A 21001-nucleotide genomic window follows, 5' to 3' on the forward strand; every position below is an offset into this window, starting at 1 on the left:
GCATCACCCACTAGGAGACTAACAATGAGAGCGCCACTAGGTAACTTATTTCAAGAAGACGACGCAGAAGAAATCAACATGACGCCAATGCTAGACGTTGTTTTCATCATGCTTATCTTCTTTATCGTAACAGCATCATTCGTCAAAGAAGCCGGTATTGATGTAAACCGTCCTGAAGCGGCAACAGCAGTTAAAAAAGAGCGTGCCAACATCTTAGTTGCTATTTCTGACAAGGGTGAAATTTGGATTAACAAGCGCCAAGTCGATGTTCGTGCAGTTCAAGCAAATATCGAGCGCTTAAAAGCTGAAAATCCACAAGGTAGCGTGGTTATTCAAGCAGATAAGAAAGCCACAACCGATGTACTTATCAAAGTTATGGATGCATCGCGAGCTGCAGGCGCATTTGATGTGTCGATTGCTGCGCAAGAAGCATCATAAGGAATGTGAGCGATGCGTTATATAGTTGCATTAATCATCGCTGGTATCGTGACTGTCATGCTGTTTTTAGGCATGCAGGCACTGATCACCGGTGGTGAAGGGGCCATGTCTGAGCCTGTAAAAGGAAACGTACTTGATTTTGTTCGTCTGAAAAAAGAAGAGACGGTGCAAAAGAAAGAACGTAAACCGCAAAAGCCACCAACGCCAAAAGAGCCACCTCCGCCAATGGAATCACCGCAAATGCAAAACAGTGATCCTAACGCGAGCAATGCCAACTTTGACTTTGGTGCCAGTGTTGAAGCCGACGTAAACTTAGCCGGTGGCTTAGCCCTTGAATCAAGTGACGGTGAATACCTACCGATTGTAAAAGTAGCGCCTGTTTATCCGCGCCGAGCTTTATCGCGTGGTATCGAAGGCTATGTGATTGTTGAGTTTACAGTAACTAAACAAGGCACAGTGCGTGACCCGAAAGTAGTGAAAGCTGAACCTGAGTCACTGTTTGACCGCGCTGCGATGGATGCAGCACTTAAATTTAAATATAAACCGCGCGTTGTTAACGGTGAAGCTGTTGAAGTAGCGGGCGTACAGAACAAAATTTCTTTCCAAATTAACGGTTAGAAAAAGAGGAATGCGATTATGAAACCTTTAAAAGTTGCCGTGATTTGCGCGGCTGCTTTCACAAGCAGCTTGGTAGTGCCAAGCGTTGTTAGCCTATTACCCGGTGTTACACTGGCAACAGCTTACGCTGAGGACCAAAAAACCAAACGCGTACCTGCACTGCGCGAAAAAGTGTATAGCCAATTAGCGCGTGCACAAAAGCTAGCTGATGATGGTGATGCAAAAGCAGGGTTAGCAGCCCTTGATAGTATTCAAGAGCGCTCTTCAAGCATGAACTCGTATGAAATTGCCATGATGCATAATTTCTACGGTTTTATTTACTACAACGAAAACGACCTTGATAAAGCAATTGCCTCGTTTGAAAAAGTAGTAAACGAAGATGCAATTCCAGAAACATTACGTGTAAGCACCACCTTTAGCTTAGCGCAACTTGCAATGGCTAATAGCGATTACGAAAAGGTAATCAAATATTTAGCGCAGTGGGATGTGATTAACGACAAGCCTAAAACAGATGCTTATTACGTATTAAAATCACAAGCCTATTATCAGCTTAAAGATTACCAAAAAGGCATTGAAAACATTAATCTTGCTATCGCAGAAGCTGACAGCAAAGGAGAAATGCCAAAAGAAAACTGGCTAATTTTACAACGTGCTATGTACTACTCACTTAATCAATCTGACAAAGTGGTCGAGGTACTTGAGCGTTTAGTGAAGCTTTACAACAAGCCAGAGTATTGGGTTCAATTAGGTGGTATGTACGGTGAAACAGGCGCAGAAAAAGAGCAGTTAGCGGTTTTAGAAGCGGCATATCAGCAAGGCTTTTTAACATCTAAATCTGATTTACGCCAATTATCGCAAGTGTATTTATACAATGGCCTTGCTTATAAAGCGGCGAGTGTAATGAGCAAAGCGATGCAAGATGGTATTGCCGAGCAGTCAGCTAAAAACTACGCATTCGTAGCCGAGGCTATGGTACAAGCAAAAGAGGCTGAAAAGTCGCTTACTTATTTTGCTAAGGCTGCTGATTTAGTAACGCATGGTCAGTACGAACAACGTATCGCAGAGGTGAGCATTAACCTTGAAAAATACGAAGAAGCAGCGGATGCAGCGCGTAAAGCACTTGATAAAGGCGGCTTAGAGTTTGAATCCAATGTGTATGTAGCTCTAGGTATGGCGCAATATAACTTACAAAACTTTGATGCCTCGATTTTAGCGTTCGAGCAAGCGGAAAAACACAAAAAATCACAGCGTTTAGCTGAGCAATGGATCAAGTATGTGAAGCGTGAAAAAGTGCACGCCGAGACACTACGTACCGCTTTACTCTAAATCGAATTCAACAGGTAAGCGTACAAAAGAACTCATTTATAATCGCAACACCAAAGCTGCCTTCGGGCGGCTTTTTTCGGTTCCTCAATTTTACTTAACCCTCTAATTTTAAAGTTAATTACATTGTCATTTTATGTTTATGAAAATGTAACTCGCCTGTCACAAACTGTCAGTATCTTAAGTCTTAGTTTTTTAAAGCTTAACAATAATCGAAATTCAACGGAGTACAATAATGAAACTATCTGACTTATTTAAGGTCAGCCTGCTTGCTTCTGCAGTAACACTGACAGCGTGTGGCGGCGATATCGAAATCACACCAACGGTAAATGACAACAGCACTAACACTGATAATAGTACTAATAACTCAAACAACAATACTGATAATGGTTCAAACGATGATTTTGAATGTGCTAGCTATGAGTCAGATGCTGGTACTGTTCAAGGTGTTTTCGATGGTAAAGATTGTACTTACAATGATTCTTTCGCAAGTAAATCAATAGAAATTACAAGTAATATCACATTCCAAGAAATCCCTGATGGCGGTGTTCATTTATTTGCTGATGCTTTATTAATTGGTCAAGATGGCGACACAACAAGTGGTTTTGAAGTGCCTCAAAATGGACCTACTTTAACAGTAGAGCCAGGTGCCACACTTGCTTTTCAGTCTGGAGAAGCAATAATCCGAATCGCCCGTGGCGCTAAAATTCAAGCGAACGGTACTGAATCTAAACCTATTACTTTCACATCTGCCAATGCGTTTGATCGTTTCGATAGCACAGGCAATGGCCCGCGTTACGCTGATTGGGGCGGTATCATCATCAACGGTAATGGTATTACTGACCAATGTACTGATGCAGAGCGCGCTGCAAGCACCTGTAATGTACCTTCTGAGGGTATCACAAGTTACTTTGGTGGTAATGATAACGCAGATTCAAGTGGTAGCATCAAGTGGGCTAAAATTTGGTACGCAGGTTCAGGCCCTAAAGTAGGTGGTGAAGGTGACGACCTTAACTCACTAACTCTTAACGCGGTAGGTTCAGGTTCTGCGTTTGATTATTTACATATTCACCAAGGCTTTGATGATGGTATCGAGTTCTTCGGTGGTGCTGCGACAATTAAACATATTGTTGTGACTGATACACAAGATGATTCATTTGACTTTGATGCAGGTTGGCAAGGTAAGGGTCAATTCCTCTTTATCAAACATGGCACTGTAACGCTTGCTGATGGCACAGTTGCAAACATGGGTAACAATGGGTTTGAGTCAGATGGTGTTAAAGGTGAGTCTTCTGCTGAAGTAGCACCAAGTAACCCTACGCTAGCGAACATCACGGTTATTACGACTGATGGAAAATCAGTACGTGATGATGACCCTTCACAAGCCTTTAAATTTGATGATGAATTTAATGCTAATATATACAATGCATTGATATTTAAGAAAAATGCAGTGGATTCAAGCTGTATCGAATTTTCTTCTGATGGTGAAAAGCAAGCTGATAAAATTGCATTTAATAGTTCAGTTATGGCGTGTTCATCTAACTTCGCAGATACAGACACATTTGCAGGCGGCCCTTTAGCAGGTCAAACAAAAGCATCATGGTTTGAAAACGGTGCTAGCAATGAAATTTTAACCGATGATGTTGCAGTATTTGCAGATAATGAGTTTGCGACTAATACAGCCTCTACAGATGTAACCATCTCTGCGAATGACTTATCTATGCTTAACGATAGCTTTTTCGAAACGGTTGATTACATCGGTGCAGTATCTGATCAAGATACTAGCTCAAGCTGGTACAAATGGGTAGAAACTGCACTAGCAGCTGCCGCTCAAGACTAATACCTGCTCATTTAGAGTTATGAAATGTAGGCGCCATAATGCTTATTTCAAAGCAACTGGCGCCTGTTTTTTATCAAACTGATTAGGATGTAAATCATGTCAAAACAACATAGGCTGAGTAAACTTTCACTCGCAATTGGCCTGGGATTGTTTGTCCACACTAGTTATGTAAGTGCAGCTGAAGAACAACTCGAAAATAACGAAATTGAAGAAGTTGTTGCTGTGGGTACACGCCTTCAAGGTAGTGCTGCTGCGGTCGTTGAAGAACGAAAAAATCAAGCTTTTGTTGCGGATATACTCGGTGCTGAACAACTTTCAAGAACGGGCGATAGTGATGCCGCATCAGCACTTCGTCGTGTTACTGGCCTAACACTCGTAGATGGTAAGTTTATTTATGTGCGTGGTTTAGGTGAGCGTTATTCCAGTGCTCGGTTAAACGGTGCATATGTCCCAAGCCCTGATTTAACTCGTAACGTACTACCATTAGATATCTTCCCTGCGAGTATTATTGAAAGTATGGCTGTACAGAAGGCCTACTCACCAGATATGCCTGCTGCATTTGGTGGTGGTAACATAGATATTCGTACTAAATCTATTCCAACAGAGTTTACTGCGGGCGTTGAGCTTGGAGTAGGGTATAACACTTCAGCAGATGATGGGTATACCTATTCAGGTTCAGATAGTGGCATACCACAAGCGTTAAAAGATGCTATTGTGCGATACCATGGTAACTTCAGTGTCAGCAATATTGTTAACAGAGATCTATTAGTTGATAGTGAGCAAGGAACTCGTGCCGAGCAAGCGACAGCAATTAACAATCAATTACTAAAATCGTTGCCACGAAATTATGCGTTAGAAAAAGACTCTATTGATCCTGAATATGGTGTTAAAGCACATTTAGGTAATAGTTTTGAGGAGTCTTATTTCGGTGGGAAAATTGGTTTTTTACTCTCGGGGGCGTATGCCAATGAATGGGATTCTAGAACACAGTTCTCATCTGTTATTACACAAGACCAAGAAGATTTAGAAAACTGTTCAACGACATTGAAAACCGCTGATGATGTGGCTTCGTCTTGTTACAATACATTAAAAGACTCTACAGTTACTACTGAAAATGAGCGCTATAACTTAACGGGTAGTATTGGTTATTCGTATAAAACGCACAGTATTTCAGCACAGCATTTATACATTGTCGATAACGAAGATGAAACTGAAGTGTCAATTTCTCAAAGCCCAGCAGGCAGCTCTACATTTAGTATTGCAGGGAATGGCATTGCAAACCGTAATCATGAGTTTAACCTTGAACAAAGAGAGTTAAATGTTAGCCAATTTTTAGGCCAACATACTTTTCTTGATTACTGGGGGATTGGCTTTGATTGGCAATACACTCGTTCTGAAGCAACAACAGATATCCCAACTAATGCGGACTACAAATTCAGAGATCAATACGATAGTGAAGGAAACTACGCAGGTTCGACAATTACAGGTGATGACAACCGTGTAATCATGTCTTATACAGACATGGAAGAGCATGTGACGTCATATGGTGGCAACTTTAACCTGCCACTTAGTTTTGATGCTCTGGATATTGAATTTAAGCTTGGTTATGACTTCTCTGATAGAGCCCGTGTTTATAACACGTCAAGCTTTACCATTAATAACAGCTCAGGTTCGCCTATATCGATTAACGACGGTACAAATGATCCGCTTGCAAACAGTGGCTACTTATCTGACGAATTCATTGATAATAATGGCGTCTTAGTTGACTTTAATGAGCCAACAGCACCTGATGCCGATGATTATATCGCTGCACAAAAAATCGATGCAGGCTACGCCTCATTTGATGTTATTTATGAACAGTGGTTACGTATAAGTGGTGGTGTTCGTTATGAGCAGTTCCGACAAACATCGGTTGGTACGTCAAGTTTAATTTTTGATGGTGACGATCTGCAAAATATTTGGTCTCCAGAGAATATCGAAGATGGTACTATTATTGAAGATGATTGGTATCCTGCACTGTCATTAACTTACCTCGGTGGTGAAAATTATCAAATTCGTGCCGGTTATGGTGAAACGGTCGTACGTCCTGATTTTCGTGAAGTTGTACCTGTCACTTACTTTGACCCACTCACTGATATTCGTACTTTTGGGCGTGTAGGACTTAAAAGCAGCCCAATTAAGAACTATGACTTACGTTATGAATATTACGGTGAGGCGGGTAATTCATTTAGTGTGGCTGCATTCTATAAAGATATCCAAGCACCAATCGAAACTGTATTAAGAGTTGGTGATGATGACTACTCGGCTAGCTTTGTAAACGGCGAAACAGCAGAAGTATACGGTGTAGAAGCTGAGTGGTTACAAGATCTTACAATGGTAACTGAAGGTCTATTTACCAGCGGTAATATCACACTGAGTGACTCAGAAGCGACGATAGATCCTGCATTTGCTGGCAACTTAACGAATCCTAAAAAGCGTATGACAGGTCACTCACAATACGTTGTTAATATGCAGCTTAACTATGATTCGCCTGATGGTATTCATAGTGCTTCGCTAGTGTACAACGTATTTGGTGAGCGCATACTTGCTGCAGGCGTTGCAGGACGTGATGATGCTTATGAGCAACCCTTTAATTCATTGGACTTAGTTTATACTTGGTATCCTGATTTTAATTCTAAAGTTAAATTCAAAGTGCAAAACTTACTCAATGAGGATAAAGAAGTGACTCAGTCAGATATTATTGTGCGTTCTCGTGATGAAGGCACAGAGCTAAGTATCAGTTATTCTTACGAGTTTTAACTCACTCTGACCAAGGAAGGATATAATAATAAATCCTAACATTGATTTAGCCCTGCAATAGCAGGGCTTTTTTATTTTTGTCGAGGGATTTATGTAGCAACTATTTAAGCTAACTAGCAAAGTTAGCGACATCACTTTTGTAAAATCATTTTCAGGACAGTGATTCTATTATTGAGACGTTTTTAATAAGCTTAGGATTTAAAAGGCAGATAAAAATTAGTGGCTAGATTGCAAATACAATTACAGGATAAGAACCCAGAAAGCACTGGGTTCTTTTCTAAACGCTAATTACCACATTTTATGCTTGCATAGAGTGGGTAACACTGGTTTTTGCTCCCCGTGCTTTTTGAAACCCATGCGCTATCATACCAGTCGTATTCTGCATAAGAAGATTCATCTTCGCCACATTTTACGCTACTTCCTGTTACTTCCTCTTTATGGCCTTGCTCTTTGCAAAACTGGTTGCCAGATAATGAGCCTACGAAAAAGTTTCTATAACTATTATTTACTCTAACCACTGGGTTTAGGTAAGTTGCAGTAGATAGGCTTGTTGCAGAACCCGCCACTTGCTCGACACTGGTTGTAGAGCGTGTGAAAGAAGTATTCGCCTCCACATCAATTTCGTTAGCATTTGCAGAAACTCCACAAGATAGCAAAGCCGCAATTAGACCAGAAAAGTATAGGTTTTTCATTTGTTTGATTCCTTTTTAAAAATAAAAAATACACAGTACTTCCTACTACAAAGTGCGAAATGATTATGAATCTTGTTTATGGCATTTGTATTAATTGCATAAAGAAATCAGCTCAGTTTTTACGTCGTAAGTGACTAGAGTTCGCTAGAACTAGAAAAAGTATGAGCAACAAATTGAGTATTTGAGGTGAGATTACTAAGCCAAGATGAAAAAATTTTATATTCTATGACTAGCACTAGTTTTGCTGGGGCCGCAATGCTAGATTACTTCTGTAAAAATTAAATTCTCACGCAATGGACTTTAATTTTTAACAGTTTAGGTAATTTGAATGAATCAAACAGTGGAACAAACAATGAAAAAAGTAGGATTAGTCGGTTGGCGGGGCATGGTTGGCTCTGTGTTATTAGAGCGTATGCAGCAAGAAAATGATTTTTCTAAGATCGACACGACTTTTTTCACCACCTCACAAACCGGTCAATTAGGCCCCGATATTGCGGGCCCTGCTAAGCCGCTTTTAGATGCGAATGATATTGCTGAGCTTGCGAAGATGGATATTATTGTGACTTGCCAAGGCGGTGACTATACCAAAGCCGTTTACCCGCAATTACGCGAATCAGGTTGGCAAGGTTACTGGATTGACGCTGCATCTGCACTGCGTATGAGTGACGATAGCATTATTGTTCTTGATCCAGTGAATAAAGACGTTATAGATCAAGGCTTAGAGCAGGGGGTTAAAACCTATGTTGGCGGCAACTGTACTGTATCGTTAATGTTGTTAGCGCTGGGTGGTTTATTTGAGCAAGACTTGATTGAATGGGTTAGCCCAATGACGTATCAAGCTGCTTCTGGTGCTGGTGCCCGCAACATGAAAGAGTTAATCGCACAAATGGGTGCAATTCACGAAACAGTGGCAGACAAGCTGGCTGATCCAAACGCGGCAATTCTTGAAATTGATAAATTAGTCACTGAAAAAATCGCCTCAAGTGATTTACCGCAAGACCAGTTTGGTGTGCCTTTAGCAGGTAGTCTTATCCCTTGGATTGATGTACCAATGCCAAGCGGTCAGAGTAAAGAAGAGTGGAAAGCACAAGTTGAAGCAAACAAGATTTTAGGTAGTAGCCAGCAACCTATCCCTGTTGATGGCTTATGTGTTCGCATTGGTGCAATGCGTTGTCACTCACAAGCAATGACGATTAAGCTACGCAAAGATATCAGCGTAGAAAAAGTGGAAGAGATCCTGGCTTCTCACAATGAATGGGTCAAAGTTATTCCAAACGACCGCGACATGACGGCTACAGACTTAACCCCTGTTAAAGTAACGGGCACCTTGTCTATTCCGGTAGGCCGTATTCGTAAGTTAGCCATGGGTCCAGAATACATCAGTGCATTTACAGTGGGGGACCAACTTTTATGGGGCGCGGCCGAACCTCTTCGTCGTATGCTTCGCATAATTGTTGATGGCTAAATAAGGCTATGTTTGAGCAATAAAGCCTTGCTCAAACATTCTATTCTATAGAGGCTCTTTTACAGAGCCTTCATATCGCAGTTTTACAGATCTTGTGTTTATTCTTGTGCAATGGGCAAATAGTACACATTTGTGTGTTAGGTAATTTATGCCGTAAACAACACATAATACGCGGGTACTCACTATTTTTAAGTCTAATTTTGCGCCATAAAGGGTGTGGCAAAGTAGCGCCTTTAGCGAGTAATAATGTGTCTTTACTAAATAACTGGTTTAGTAAATTAAGTTTACATTCCTGAGCTAACGGCATTTCTGATAAATACCAATAAAAACAGTACGCAACATGACTATAAAATAACTTTTCTGACACCGCCGACAGGGTGCTTAGTTGTTTTATAATAGGATTTATCAGCTTAACAAGTAACCGTTCTAGTAATGTGATGGGTAACTCAGTCGGTCTTTGAACTTGATCTTCTCTAAGTACTAAATAGAAACATTCCACTCGCCCCGTTTGATGATAAGTCCAATGCCAGTTTTTAAGGTTCATTGCAGCATGCAATACACTTGTTTGGCTTTTTAATGCGTACTCTAATAGTGGCGGAAGTAAAAAGCCGAAAAACCATTGGCTCCACATAGAATGTAATGCGCTAAGGTCGATTGATTCTTGTTGCTGTTGTTGATAGCTCTTAGAAAAAGTCATGAGCGATTCTGTATAATGTGGTTTTTTTAATCGTTGTGATAATGGTTGGCAGTTTTTGGGGAGAGGTTGATGTGGCTCAATAAGTTTAAAATGCTGGCTATAAAATGGAGCCTGTTGCTCCAGTAAAGAGTTTAGCTCAGTGGTATCGTGTAACGCCATGTATGTTTGTACTTTCATTGTGCTGGGGTGGAAACTTCTTCATAAAATTGCGGCTTTAAGTGTATTTTATGCCGCCTCATACCGAGGCGGCATAATAGCAATTCGCAATAATGTCGAGTTACTTAGAAACTATATTGAGCAGTGATGCTAAAGTTTCGTGGTGCGCCATATTGAAACTGGTTATAAAAGCCTAATTGACTGTAATAACGTTTATCGAATGCGTTGTCTAAATTAGCGCGCAATGTTAGTTGATCGTTTACATTGTATCTTGCCATTAATCGAACAAGCCCATAACTTTGCTGGCTAACCTCCACTGAGCTTCTATCTGGCTTAGTAACATCTCTGCGGATCTCACTTTGCCAATTAACGCCAGCACCCAGTTGTAAGCCATTTACCCAGTTATCTAATTCATAAGTAGTGAAGAGCTTTACTTGATGTTTTGGGCTAGTGGTCGTTACTTTTTCACCATCAGGGTCTTCTGTTTCAAATTGACTATAACCAAAATAGACATTCCATTGTTCATTGATTGAACCATTGGCTTCAAATTCGAATCCCTGTGTTTTAGTGCCATCAATACCGCGGTATATAGGAACCGTTGTTCCTGGTAAGGTTTCTCCCGTTGCTTCGCCAACGTTATCTTGGCGGATCTCAAACACCGAAAGAGAGGTGTCTAACGCTTCTTCAAATAAGCTGGCTTTTATACCTGCTTCATAGTTTTTTCCTTTAACAGGATCGAGGTAACTGCCATCAGCTTGCACTCTACTTTGTGGTGTAAAAATATCTGTGTAGTTGGCATACAGTGATACATTTTGCCCAATCGCATAGGTGGCGCCGACATAGCTGGTAAATTCATTATCAACTTCGTAATCATGAATGGTGCCAAAATTGTCTTGGTCAGTTTCCCAATTATCAATACGCCCACCTATTACCATTGAAAGTGCGTCGGTTAACGCAATATCAGAGGCGAGGTATATTGCTTGTTGCTTTGTTTCCCCCCATGAGCCATACAGAACTTCATCGCTCCATGTAGGGGTCGGATATGTAAAATCTTTATCTCTAAAGTCACCTAAAGGTGGAGCCTCATCTAAAGAGCCATAATATGGATTGGCAAACTCTTGCTTCTGTTGATTTGCACCAATTAGAATTTGTTGTGAGCGGTCAAAGAGGGTAAAGCGACCCGTTAATTTTAAGTCGAATGTATGTTGGGTTCGATTACCGTCAATAAATGCTAATGAGCCAGGTATCATCCCTTCGTTGGTTATTGGGTCTGGGTGACCTGTAGCCCATAACACATCATATTCTAAATCGTTATCGCCATAGATGTAGCTTGCTTTGAGTTGCCAGTCATCACTAAAGTTATGTTCAATCGTGGCAAAGCTATTCAATGCTTTGGTTTTGGATGACGCCCAGCGTGGGGCTGTTGACGTATGGTGGCTGTAGTTAGTTCTATTGCCTTGGTTGTCGAATAACGGTAATCCGCCAGACATAGAGCCTTCAGGTTTGGTATCTTGATAGTCAGCACCTAACGTCAGCAATGTATTACGACCTATATCTGCTTCGATAATACCGTATAGTGTTTGTCGTTGCTGCTCGTAACGATGCTGATAGCTTTCACGATCTTGATACGCTACGACCACTCGACCTCGAACACTTGCGTCTTGATTTAAGCCGCCCGATAAATCAACAATACCGCGTAACTGTTGCCAAGAACCTGTACTTAGGCTTACGCTTGCTTGAAATTCTTCTGTCGGACGCTTACGAACTAAATTAATCGCAGCAGACGGGCTACCCGCTCCGAGCATCAAACCTGTTGCACCACGAACAACTTCTATGCGCTGATAAATTGCGCTATCCATTAAGTTGTCACCATAGTTAAAACGTGTATCGTAGGTTGTTGCCACGCCGTCATACAAAATACTGCTTACGCCAATACCGCGGGCACTGATTGAGTAGCGGTCGTTGTCAGAAGGGCGGGTATTAATCCCTGTTACGCTGTTCATCACTTCAATAACTGAGTTTAGTTGTTGATCTTTTATCGCTTGCTCAGTCACGACTGTGGTTGATTGCGGTGTTTCTAGAAATGATAATTCTAAACCCGTTGCGGTACTCATTTGCTCGACTTTATAGCCTTGAGCATGGTTTTGTTCACCAACGACTGTGAGTACTTCCATATCGTGATGCTTTTTTTGCTCAGCCTGTAAAGAGTGGCTAAATATCGCTAAACAAGAAAGTGCGACAGGCGTGAGTGTAAAGTAGTTCGTCTTTTTCATTTTTATCCGTAGTCCTATTACGTCTATAAATAGTGAGGCCTATGCTTAGGCCATTGTTGTGTCATGTTGAAAGTCATGACGAGTGGCAAAATCATGCAGTGGATTTTTGATATCCCCAGCAAAACGGAGATTTTTCTCTCTATCTTCAAGGTCAATCATCTGCTGATTATTATTCAATTGAATGCGGTTTAAGCAGGTGCGCGTAAAGCGAGCCTTAAATAAGTTGTAACGTGTGTATTTTTCGGAAAATTGCGGGTTTTCATGCTGATACTGATAAACTTTATCAGCGACTAATTGCCAAAAATCATGTTCAGTTAAACAATTTTGCGCATCAAGCTGCGGTACGATAAAGCGGAAGATACAGTCGAAAATATCTAGCAGTATATAATTTAATTTCATGTCCTCTTCTAGGCTCACCGCTAAGTCAGCGACATGACCTGGTAAAGGTGAATTGCCGTTTAGAATTGCGACTTCTTCGCCAATATCTTTCATTAAAATAGTAACTGGTTGGTGTTCTTCTAAAACAAGGATTAGGTTTTCACCATGGGGCATAAACACTAAATCATACGCAAAGAATGCATGTAATAGAGGCTGTAAATAAAGATCCAGCAATTTGCTTACCCACTCACTTGCTGTGAGTTGAGAGGTATTAATGAGTTCAACAAGCAAGCTCTTTTGTTGGCTGTCTTGATGTAGCAAGGCGGCCAATGTCAAAAGTTGTTGGTTTTCTTTAACTAACGGTTCTCCCTGATACGTTAAACTGAAAGGGCTTTCTCGCCAAAGTGCACTGAGCATTTTTTTATAAGGCGTGTCTTTTTCTAATGCTTGCTCGTAATATTTATGGTGATAACCAATTGCGACGGTTTCTCTTAAAACGACAAAGCGTTTTTTAGCAAAGTATGGGTCGCTGTTCACAAGCTCAGCAACAAAGGTGTTTATTTCGGGCGTTCGGCTCATGTAATAAGGAGATAACCCGCGCATAAAGCCCATGTTCAATATAGACAATGCGGTTTTGACGTAGCAACGCTTGTTGTTATTTAAGTTGAAGAATGTGCGAATCGACTGTTGTACCTGATAGTCATCTTCACTGTGACCAAGATAAACAAGTTGCTTACGAGCAAGATCAGCAGCAAAAATTCGGCTAATTTTTTCGCGCCATTGCCAAGGATGCACAGGCATAAAGTAATAGTCTTCAGCTTTTTTACCATGCTCAGCAATTATGTTGTTAAATGCTGCAACTTGCTGGCTGCCTAATTCACTTTCAATAAAACGCTCGTAATTAAGCTCTTCAATCATTGCTAGGCTTGTGTTTACCCGCGCAACAGCTAACCAGACTAATTTCATTGCTTGACCACTTTCAGGTGTAAAAGTGTGGCAGTCATCCATATCAAAGCCAATACGACCATTGTTAGCGACAAATACTGGGTGACCTTCGGTCATGGCCGCTTCAATTTGTTGATAATCGCAATGTACCAGCTCTGAAACGGGTTTATTTTGGTGAAGCAATTTAAATGCTTTACTGTATAACGTGCTGGTGATTTCCTCTAAATAAGTTGGTAAGAGGCTATCAGTAATACCTAAACGATCTTTTAGGGCAATAATGAGCGTTACTGCATCTAAATCTTGGTTAATGCCATCTAGTTTGCAGACAATTGATTCTGGCTGAATATGTAGGTGATCTAGTTGATAGTGGCGAGCACTAAAGTCATAACTTAAAAGCCCTTGGTTGCTTTCTAATAATAACTGAAATTGCTGCAATGTTTGTTTTCTATCTTCTTTTGCTGCAATAGGTTTTATTAGTTTTTCATGACTAAACTCACACAGTATTTTGGCGACTAAATGTTGATTAGCACCTTGCCATAAAGATTCAGATAAATGTTGAGGGAATGAATTTTTAATGATTTCCATAATTAGTCTCCTTGTGTTGTAGCTGCTTCAAAGCTTGCTAGATCAGCAAAACCTAGCCATGCATCTTTGTTTGTAAGGCGAACGATATGACTGCTCTGAATGCCTATTTTTTTATTTAGCTTATGTATTTTTTGATTGTTAATGTCAGGCTCAACAACTAATCGAGTAAAACCTAATTGAGATAAGATGAGTTTTGCTGTTGCTGTAATAGCACGCCGACTAAAACCACTTTGCGGGGTGATTACGGGGGCAAGTAAAAGGTGCATTCCACAATCACCAGATTGCTTTTCAAAATGTTTACCGATTTCGTCAAACTGCGGGTCATACAATTCAATAAAAAAAGCAGGAATCGCATCTTGGTAAGCTATAAGTGCTAGTTTATGAGGTGCGGGAGCAAGTTCACTTTGGCGTTGCTCTGCATTCATATTTTGCATTCCCCAAAAGTGGGCATAATCTTGAGCCAGCCAGCTATTTAATAAGGGAAAGTGCTTCTGTGCTTGGTAAATGTAAAAACGAAAGTCATCAATAACAAAGGCGTCCGTGTTTATTATTGCTTGGCACTGGCTAGCGAAGCTTTTACTGACCTCTGCGTGGTTACAATTGCTCACATAGCCTCCTGTGACATTGAAGCTGTTTTACTATGTGAGGGCGCAAAGCTCTCTGTTTTAGGAATGCCAAACTGTTGGAAGGCGATGCGTTCTTCAATGCTATAAGGCGCTTTACCTAATACTTGCTTTAATATGATGGCATTGCGATAACACACCATTCCGAGATCTGGCACTGTTAATCCATGGCTGTTAAGGCCTAGGTTTTGTGCAAAAATGCGACCCTGCTCATCAATGTTATAGTTACGTTTTACTTGTAACTCGCCGTTCTCATCGAAGTTTAATTTATGCCGTAATGGTTCAATGAAGGTGGGTAACTGATATTGATAGCCTGTCGCCATTACAAGTGCATTAGTGTTAAAGCTAAAATCTTGCTCTAGCTCGTTATGTAGGCATGAGAGGGCAAGTTTTTGGCCTTCTTGTTTAATGTTCGTTAATGAGGTATTCGTCAAAAGCTCGGCTGAGAAATCGCAATTCAGTTTCTTTTGATAGAGCAAATCGTAAATATCGTTAATGAGCTCTGAATTAATTCCTTTATAAAGCGACTTTTGCGAGTGGATAAGTTGTTGTCGCTTCGCACTTGGTAAATTATGAAAATAATCAATATACTCAGGCGATGTCATTTCCAGAGTAAGCTTGGTGTACTCTAAAGGAAAGAACCGCGGTGAACGCGTCAACCAGCGTAATTGATAACCAAATTTATCAATATCTAGCAGTAAATCATGGAAAATCTCTGCTGCACTCTGACCACTGCCAACAATAGTAATGTCAGACTTGCTTTGTAACATTGCTTTGTTATTAAGGTACTGTGAAGAGTGAGTTATGTGCTTATCTGTCGGGCAAAATTCAGGTAGCCAAGGTTGAGTACCGGTACCAAGCACTAAATGTTTACAATATAAATCTTGTACCTTGCCAGTTACTTTATCTTTGCCAGAGACTCGGTAACAGTCGAGCTGTTGCTCGTATTCGAGGTTTTCTACGTGAAAATTAAACTTGAGATTATTTAACTGGCGGCACACCCACTGGCAATACTGATTATATTCTTGTCGCGGTAAAAAAAAGTTTTCGCGAATATAAAACGAATACAATTTACCAGTCTGCTTGGCAAAATTTAAGTAACTGAACTGACTTGTTGGGTCTGCCATCGTCACTAAATCTGACATAAAAGGGGTTTGCAGACTCGCAGAGTCTAATAACATACCTGGATGCCAATCAAATTTAGGGCGACTGTCAACAAATAGCGTCTTCAAGTCTGAAAGTGGCGAAGAAAGCGCTGCTAAGCTTAAATTAAACGGGCCTACACCTATTCCGATTAAATCATAAATTTCTGGTTTCATTGTCTTTTCCTTAAGCTGTGCACAATTGTTTGCTTTTGCAGTCGATCACATATTGTTCGCCAATTTTGCAAATTTCATTCAATACCTCGTCTATGCTGTCTATCGATGCGTGAGGGTTCAATAAAGTGAATTTTAAATACTGAACATTGTTCACTTTTGTTGCTGCAATCATGGCACGGCTACTCTGAGCTAAGACCCTGCGAATAGTGCTGTTGCATTCATCAAGCTGAGTTTGGCTCAAGGTGCTATCGTTAAATCGAAATACGAGTGTAGTGAGTGATGGAACTTGTGCAGCTTGTAACTGGCTATGACGAGTCAAGCGTTGGTATACTTGTTGTGCTTTTTCAAGCAAGGTATCGAACATGGCACCAATCGCATCAGGCCCTTCTGTTCTTAAGCTTAACCAGAGCTTTAACGCATCGAATCGGCGCGTTGTTTGTAAGCTTTTATTTATTAAATCAGGAACGCCGGCTTGCGCTTGAGCCTTTGGATTGAGGTAATCGGCGTGATAAGTTAGAAAGCTCAATAACCGCTTGTCTTTAACCAATAGGGCTGAACAGCATACTGGCTGGAAAAATGTTTTGTGAAAATCAATACTGACAGAGTCAGCTAAATCAATGCCTGACAATCGTTCATTATGATGTTGTGACACTAATAAAGCGCCGCCATAAGCAGCATCTACATGTAAATAACAGTTATGCTCTTTACATAAATGAGCAATGCTTGCTATCGGGTCGATTGCGCCAAAATCTGTTGTACCAGCCGTGGCGATTACAGCAATTGGTAATAAATGTGCTCTTTGGAGTTCATTTAATGTGTTTTCGAGGCTATGGGTATCAATACAGCGATTTTTATCACACGCAACACTGATAACAGCATCATGACCAAGACCCAATAATGCCGCTGCCTTTTGAATACTAAAATGGCTATATTCAGAACAAAGAATGCGATAACGATGTGCATTACTGCTTAAGCCAGAAGTAATATTTGTATGGCTGTGTGGTTCTAATTTGCCTGCCAACTCACGTGCAAGTAATAATGCCATTAAATTTGACTGGGTTCCGCCAGTAGTAAACACGCCGTCTGCGCCCTCATCGTAACCGATTCTTTGGCATGTCCAATCAATCACTTTTTGTTCTATAAGTGTTGCGCCTGCACTTTGATCCCATGTTTCAACAGCGGTGTTTATCGAAGAGCTAAACAACTCTGCCAGCAGCGATGTAAGCATAACTGGGCAATTTAAGTGAGCAAGGTAATCTTGATGATGGAAGTATATCGCGTGTTTTAAATAAAGGTGATCTAGCTCTTCGAGGACTTGATTTATGTCACTTAAAGGTGTGTTTAGATCAATGGCTGCAAATTCTTCTTGTAACTGTGCAGGTTGTACTCCACTGGTAGGAGAATTAACTTCTTTAATACGCTCGCTGAGGGTGCTTATACCCAATTGTATTAATTGTGCGTAATCCTCCATTGGTGAAACACCAAAAAGTGGGGCAGCAGTTTGTTTGGGTTTAGTTTGATAGTTAGAATCATTAATCCATTGATATTGCGGTGGTTTAAAATTTTCCATATGTATATCCTTTAACATTGATTAAGTAACCAAGAGACCAGAAGAGCTTTTTCCGTCTCTAATTAATTAAAATCCGCAACACCCTGTACCGATAAGTAGGAAGGTATCATGCATTAAACGCTAATGCAAACAATTATCATTTAGTTGCTTTACTCTAACTTAAAGGTGTTTTGATTTGTTAATTTTTCGAACTGGTTAAAGGACACGGCATCATTTGTGATTGAAGTAGCGGGTAAAGGCTAGTAGAAAATTCTTTATCAATTACAATGATAGATTCAAACAATCAGAGCAATTTTAATAATATGAGAAAAGCATGCACACACCCAACAAGTGGAAAATGACACCAGAGCGAGTCTCACAATTTATAAAAAACTATAGCTTTGCGCTGATGATAGACAGTGAATTTGAAGCCACACATTTGCCATTGGTGTATAAACCCGATGAAGGTGAGTTTGGTACTTTATATGGTCATGTGTCACGGGCAAACAAGCATGGTAAAAGCTTACAAGATACGCATGTGTTAGTGGTTTTTAATGGTCCGCGTATACCCAAACCACCTCAAGATCCGAGTTTCAGTTGGAATTAAAAGTGATTTAGGCAAGGCATTGACTGAAAAGAATGGTTTTTCCCTTGTTAAAGTCAATAACGCCGAATAAATCGCTTTTAAACCAACCCTTAGGGCGTTTCTCAAGAACTTACTCTCTGCGTTGTTACTTCTTAAAAGGGAGTGCCATTCTTACAAAGTAACGCCTTGACATTAAGCCCATGAGAAACGCTGAATTCTGTATCTTGAGGTGGTTTGGGTATAATATATCTCCAACTTGGTATGCTGAAAAGCCAGCTGTATCGACTTGGAATTACACTGCGGTTCATGCAAAAGGCAAGGTTGAATACCTTGATGACGACAATACTTTGGTTTGCTTAGATGAGTTAATTAGCCAATACGAGCCGAGTATTTTAAACGACACAAGTTTGCTGCCAGGTGACTATCAAGCGAAGCTACTACGGGGGATTGTTGGTATTAAAATCAAACTTGACTCAATTCAGGCAAAAGAAAAGTTAGGCCAGCATAAATCAATAGCTGATCAACAAGGTGTTGTAGCGGGGTTAAAAAAAGATAAGCATCCTGATGCGCAAAGCCTATTATCTTATATGTTGAAAACTGAAGTTGGTATAGGAAAAGATATCAATAGCTAACTTTTACTTGTTATAGCGCGTATCTTTTCCTATTGCTAAAGCTAATCTAGCTATGGCTTAGTTGTTTAACATAGTGCTGAAAATCATCAAAGCCACCAATATGTTCATCATTAATAAATATTTGTGGGACAGTTCTACGACCACTCAGTGAAACCATTTCTTGAAAAAGTCGGTCGTTATCTGAGATTTCTATTGCTGTGTATTGCCAGCCTAACTTTTTAAACAGTTGCTTTGCCGCTCGACAGTATGGGCAATAGTCTTTGTGGTACATTTTGATCTTAGCCATGAGCTAGTCCTAAGTGATTTAACCGATGTGGCTAGTTTAAGCTGTGTTAATTTTTTCTCTATGTTGCATGTAGCTAAAATTATGTCTGAAAGTCCAAATATTTATTTAAATGATCCTGATCCGCTTAGTGTGTTACTTAAGCGAATGTCCTTGAGGGCCGAAGTATACGTTAATGGTGATTTTTGTGGCTCGTGGGCTGTTGATACATCGGGCTCTCGCCGGATTCCATTTCATTTAATTGGTAAAGGGCAAGCATGGCTACATTTTGAGAATGAAACTATTGTATTGAATGAAAAAGATCTTGTTGTTTTTCCAAGAGATCATCAACACATAATATCGAGCTCACCGATTAAACCAGCAAAAAAATTAGTCAATCAGCCTGCGAAGGGGGCGGGTGAAACAACGAATATGGTTTGTGGTTTTTTTCAGTTTAATCACACCCTAGTTAATCCACTTTTAGATGCTTTACCTGAGTTTTTACACATTCCCGCTACAAGTTCATCGTGTAATTCAAGAATAATGCAATTAATTGATATGATGATTGTGGAGTTACAGCAAAGGCGCACAGGCTGCTATACCATAGTCGATCAACTCGCTAATTTGGTGTTTATAGAAATACTCAGAGAGCAAGTTGAAGCTGGCAAGTTAAATAATGGTATGTTGGTGGCGTTGTTTGACAATCGTATAGGTAAAGCACTTAATGCAATTCATCAACAACCAGAATATGCTTGGAATTTAGCGTCACTTGCCAGTAAAGCTTCAATGAGTCGTTCTAATTTTGCAGATAAGTTCACAAAGCTAGTTGGCTTAAGTCCGATGAAATATTTGCTTAAGTGGCGTTTAATAGAAGCCCGTAAATTGCTGATTTGTAGTGATATTAGTATTGCAGAAATTGCGCAATTAAGTGGTTACGAGACAGAAGCCGCTTTTAGAAAAGCGTTTAAACAGCACCAAGGTGAAGCCCCTGGTGCTGTTAGAAGTGCGATGGTTGGTCACTAACTATAAATTACAGGTCATCAGCACTTACATTTTCAACATCTGGCCAATGGTCATTTGCTTCTTTAATGTGTTTAGGAATGTTTTCAGCCCATGCTTTATACACATCCATATTTTTATTTACATAGAGTTTTCCATCTTTGATTTCAAATGCTTTGCCATCAATATCAAACTTTTTACCGAAGGTTACGCCATAAGCACAAAAACCACCGTATTGAGGTGCGTATTTCTCTGGGTTTGAATTAAACATATCTCTATTTTTAGCAGACTGAAAACGGTAAATCGCATCATTGTATACCGCTGTATATTTAGCATTCCCTAACACAGGTTTATTTTGCTTAAAATATGCGATGACATCATGACCCGCTAAAATGACCCCATTTTCATCTGTTTCGGTGTCATTTCCAGCGTAAGATAAAGACGATAAACTCAAAAGAGCGACAGCAGCGATCCCTTTAAATGCGTGGTAAAGTTTCATAGTTATTCTCCAATTATGTTTAACTTAGGAAACATAGTAGTGGACAATCAACGAACTAAATATATCTGGCATTACTGAATATATGTCCAAAAGTCCTGATTACAATTTGAGGAGAAATGAATTCGTTTTACAGCCAAAATAGAATAGGCAGCACATTAGCATCCTGCAAATGCTGCCAATATTGGTTGGATGGCACTCAACATGATTGTTAAAAGTATGTTAAATGCTATAGGTAAACTTAGTACAGTTCATTTCTGTGTCAACTAACTGTCATACTCAAGTTCTTCAGTCTTTACTCTACTCATTCAGTACCCTTCATTTTA

General features: G+C 40.2%; 18 protein-coding genes. 9 read left to right on the forward strand and 9 right to left on the reverse strand.

Annotated features, from left to right (window positions below):
* Window positions 1-24: 24 nt before the first annotated feature.
* The 5 genes from L3V41_RS06975 (at window position 25) to L3V41_RS06995 (ending at window position 7018) form a co-directional block, all read left to right on the forward strand.
* Window positions 25-438 carry a biopolymer transporter ExbD gene (locus L3V41_RS06975; RefSeq protein ID WP_036971869.1) on the forward strand — a complete coding sequence of 138 codons (414 nt, stop codon included), beginning with the start codon at window positions 25-27 and terminating at the stop codon, window positions 436-438.
* A gap of 12 nt (window positions 439-450) precedes the next feature.
* The gene (locus L3V41_RS06980; RefSeq protein ID WP_062568031.1) at window positions 451-1056 is read left to right on the forward strand and encodes an energy transducer TonB; all 606 of its coding nucleotides are present in this window, start codon (window positions 451-453) and stop codon (window positions 1054-1056) included.
* A gap of 18 nt (window positions 1057-1074) precedes the next feature.
* Window positions 1075-2382, forward strand: coding sequence for a tetratricopeptide repeat protein (locus L3V41_RS06985; protein ID WP_237127421.1), 1308 nt, complete (start codon window positions 1075-1077; stop codon window positions 2380-2382).
* A 232-nt stretch (window positions 2383-2614) separates the two neighbouring features.
* Window positions 2615-4219 carry a hypothetical protein gene (locus tag L3V41_RS06990; protein ID WP_237127422.1) on the forward strand — a complete coding sequence of 535 codons (1605 nt, stop codon included), beginning with the start codon at window positions 2615-2617 and terminating at the stop codon, window positions 4217-4219.
* 96 nt (window positions 4220-4315) lie between these two features.
* On the forward strand, window positions 4316-7018 hold the full coding sequence (locus tag L3V41_RS06995) for a TonB-dependent receptor (RefSeq protein ID WP_062568028.1): 2703 nt from the start codon (window positions 4316-4318) through the stop codon (window positions 7016-7018).
* Window positions 7019-7302: 284 nt separating this feature from the next.
* Here L3V41_RS06995 and L3V41_RS07000 read toward each other — a convergent pair whose 3' ends face one another.
* Entirely contained in the window at window positions 7303-7710 is a 408-nt protein-coding gene (locus L3V41_RS07000; protein WP_237127423.1) for a hypothetical protein, read from the reverse strand.
* A gap of 328 nt (window positions 7711-8038) precedes the next feature.
* Here L3V41_RS07000 and asd point away from each other — a divergent pair, with 328 nt between their 5' ends.
* Entirely contained in the window at window positions 8039-9175 is a 1137-nt protein-coding gene (gene asd / locus L3V41_RS07005) for an aspartate-semialdehyde dehydrogenase (protein WP_062568026.1), read from the forward strand.
* A gap of 70 nt (window positions 9176-9245) precedes the next feature.
* On the opposite strand, the gene fhuF is transcribed toward asd, so the two are convergent.
* From fhuF to L3V41_RS07035, 6 genes are all read right to left on the reverse strand, one after another.
* Window positions 9246-10031 (reverse strand): siderophore-iron reductase FhuF, encoded by a 786-nt coding sequence (gene fhuF / locus L3V41_RS07010; RefSeq protein ID WP_237127424.1) that lies wholly within the window; start codon window positions 10029-10031, stop codon window positions 9246-9248.
* Window positions 10032-10153: 122 nt separating this feature from the next.
* Window positions 10154-12301 (reverse strand): TonB-dependent siderophore receptor, encoded by a 2148-nt coding sequence (locus tag L3V41_RS07015; protein ID WP_237127425.1) that lies wholly within the window; start codon window positions 12299-12301, stop codon window positions 10154-10156.
* A gap of 45 nt (window positions 12302-12346) precedes the next feature.
* Window positions 12347-14209, reverse strand: coding sequence for an IucA/IucC family siderophore biosynthesis protein (locus L3V41_RS07020; RefSeq protein WP_237127426.1), 1863 nt, complete (start codon window positions 14207-14209; stop codon window positions 12347-12349).
* Window positions 14210-14211: 2 nt separating this feature from the next.
* Entirely contained in the window at window positions 14212-14817 is a 606-nt protein-coding gene (locus L3V41_RS07025) for a GNAT family N-acetyltransferase (protein WP_237115646.1), read from the reverse strand.
* Window positions 14814-16151, reverse strand: a complete 1338-nt coding sequence (locus tag L3V41_RS07030; RefSeq protein WP_062568021.1) for a SidA/IucD/PvdA family monooxygenase — start codon at window positions 16149-16151, stop codon at window positions 14814-14816. Before L3V41_RS07030 ends, L3V41_RS07025 begins: the two co-directional genes overlap by 4 nt.
* Before the next feature lie 10 nt (window positions 16152-16161).
* The gene (locus L3V41_RS07035) at window positions 16162-17721 is read right to left on the reverse strand and encodes an aspartate aminotransferase family protein (protein WP_237127427.1); all 1560 of its coding nucleotides are present in this window, start codon (window positions 17719-17721) and stop codon (window positions 16162-16164) included.
* Between the two features lie 313 nt (window positions 17722-18034).
* On the opposite strand from L3V41_RS07035, the gene L3V41_RS07040 reads away from it, so the two are divergent.
* A complete protein-coding gene (locus L3V41_RS07040) occupies window positions 18035-18307 on the forward strand; it encodes an FMN-binding negative transcriptional regulator (protein WP_237127428.1) in 273 nt (90 codons plus the stop codon).
* 179 nt (window positions 18308-18486) lie between these two features.
* On the forward strand, window positions 18487-18918 hold the full coding sequence (locus L3V41_RS07045) for an FMN-binding negative transcriptional regulator (protein ID WP_237127429.1): 432 nt from the start codon (window positions 18487-18489) through the stop codon (window positions 18916-18918).
* A 46-nt stretch (window positions 18919-18964) separates the two neighbouring features.
* Here L3V41_RS07045 and grxC read toward each other — a convergent pair whose 3' ends face one another.
* Window positions 18965-19204, reverse strand: a complete 240-nt coding sequence (gene grxC, locus L3V41_RS07050; RefSeq protein WP_062568018.1) for a glutaredoxin 3 — start codon at window positions 19202-19204, stop codon at window positions 18965-18967.
* An 81-nt stretch (window positions 19205-19285) separates the two neighbouring features.
* On the opposite strand from grxC, the gene L3V41_RS07055 reads away from it, so the two are divergent.
* Window positions 19286-20203 carry an AraC family transcriptional regulator gene (locus L3V41_RS07055; RefSeq protein WP_237115644.1) on the forward strand — a complete coding sequence of 306 codons (918 nt, stop codon included), beginning with the start codon at window positions 19286-19288 and terminating at the stop codon, window positions 20201-20203.
* Window positions 20204-20210: 7 nt separating this feature from the next.
* Here the strand turns inward: L3V41_RS07055 and L3V41_RS07060 are convergent, their stop codons facing one another.
* A complete protein-coding gene (locus tag L3V41_RS07060) occupies window positions 20211-20678 on the reverse strand; it encodes a YHS domain-containing (seleno)protein (RefSeq protein ID WP_062568016.1) in 468 nt (155 codons plus the stop codon).
* Window positions 20679-21001: the final 323 nt, after the last annotated feature.

This window comes from Pseudoalteromonas sp. L21, from assembly GCF_021728035.1.
GTDB classification, from domain to species: domain Bacteria; phylum Pseudomonadota; class Gammaproteobacteria; order Enterobacterales; family Alteromonadaceae; genus Pseudoalteromonas; species Pseudoalteromonas arabiensis.

Coding starts and splice junctions, on each gene's coding strand:
- L3V41_RS06975 (WP_036971869.1), top strand. CDS start 25: ATGAGAGCGCCACTAGGTAACTTATTTCAAGAAGACGACGCAGAAGAA.
- L3V41_RS06980 (WP_062568031.1), top strand. CDS start 451: ATGCGTTATATAGTTGCATTAATCATCGCTGGTATCGTGACTGTCATG.
- L3V41_RS06985 (WP_237127421.1), top strand. CDS start 1,075: ATGAAACCTTTAAAAGTTGCCGTGATTTGCGCGGCTGCTTTCACAAGC.
- L3V41_RS06990 (WP_237127422.1), top strand. CDS start 2,615: ATGAAACTATCTGACTTATTTAAGGTCAGCCTGCTTGCTTCTGCAGTA.
- L3V41_RS06995 (WP_062568028.1), top strand. CDS start 4,316: ATGTCAAAACAACATAGGCTGAGTAAACTTTCACTCGCAATTGGCCTG.
- L3V41_RS07000 (WP_237127423.1), bottom strand. CDS start 7,710: ATGAAAAACCTATACTTTTCTGGTCTAATTGCGGCTTTGCTATCTTGT.
- asd (WP_062568026.1), top strand. CDS start 8,039: ATGAATCAAACAGTGGAACAAACAATGAAAAAAGTAGGATTAGTCGGT.
- fhuF (WP_237127424.1), bottom strand. CDS start 10,031: ATGGCGTTACACGATACCACTGAGCTAAACTCTTTACTGGAGCAACAG.
- L3V41_RS07015 (WP_237127425.1), bottom strand. CDS start 12,301: ATGAAAAAGACGAACTACTTTACACTCACGCCTGTCGCACTTTCTTGT.
- L3V41_RS07020 (WP_237127426.1), bottom strand. CDS start 14,209: ATGGAAATCATTAAAAATTCATTCCCTCAACATTTATCTGAATCTTTA.
- L3V41_RS07030 (WP_062568021.1), bottom strand. CDS start 16,151: ATGAAACCAGAAATTTATGATTTAATCGGAATAGGTGTAGGCCCGTTT.
- L3V41_RS07035 (WP_237127427.1), bottom strand. CDS start 17,721: ATGGAAAATTTTAAACCACCGCAATATCAATGGATTAATGATTCTAAC.
- L3V41_RS07040 (WP_237127428.1), top strand. CDS start 18,035: ATGCACACACCCAACAAGTGGAAAATGACACCAGAGCGAGTCTCACAA.
- L3V41_RS07045 (WP_237127429.1), top strand. CDS start 18,487: ATGAGAAACGCTGAATTCTGTATCTTGAGGTGGTTTGGGTATAATATA.
- grxC (WP_062568018.1), bottom strand. CDS start 19,204: ATGGCTAAGATCAAAATGTACCACAAAGACTATTGCCCATACTGTCGA.
- L3V41_RS07055 (WP_237115644.1), top strand. CDS start 19,286: ATGTCTGAAAGTCCAAATATTTATTTAAATGATCCTGATCCGCTTAGT.
- L3V41_RS07060 (WP_062568016.1), bottom strand. CDS start 20,678: ATGAAACTTTACCACGCATTTAAAGGGATCGCTGCTGTCGCTCTTTTG.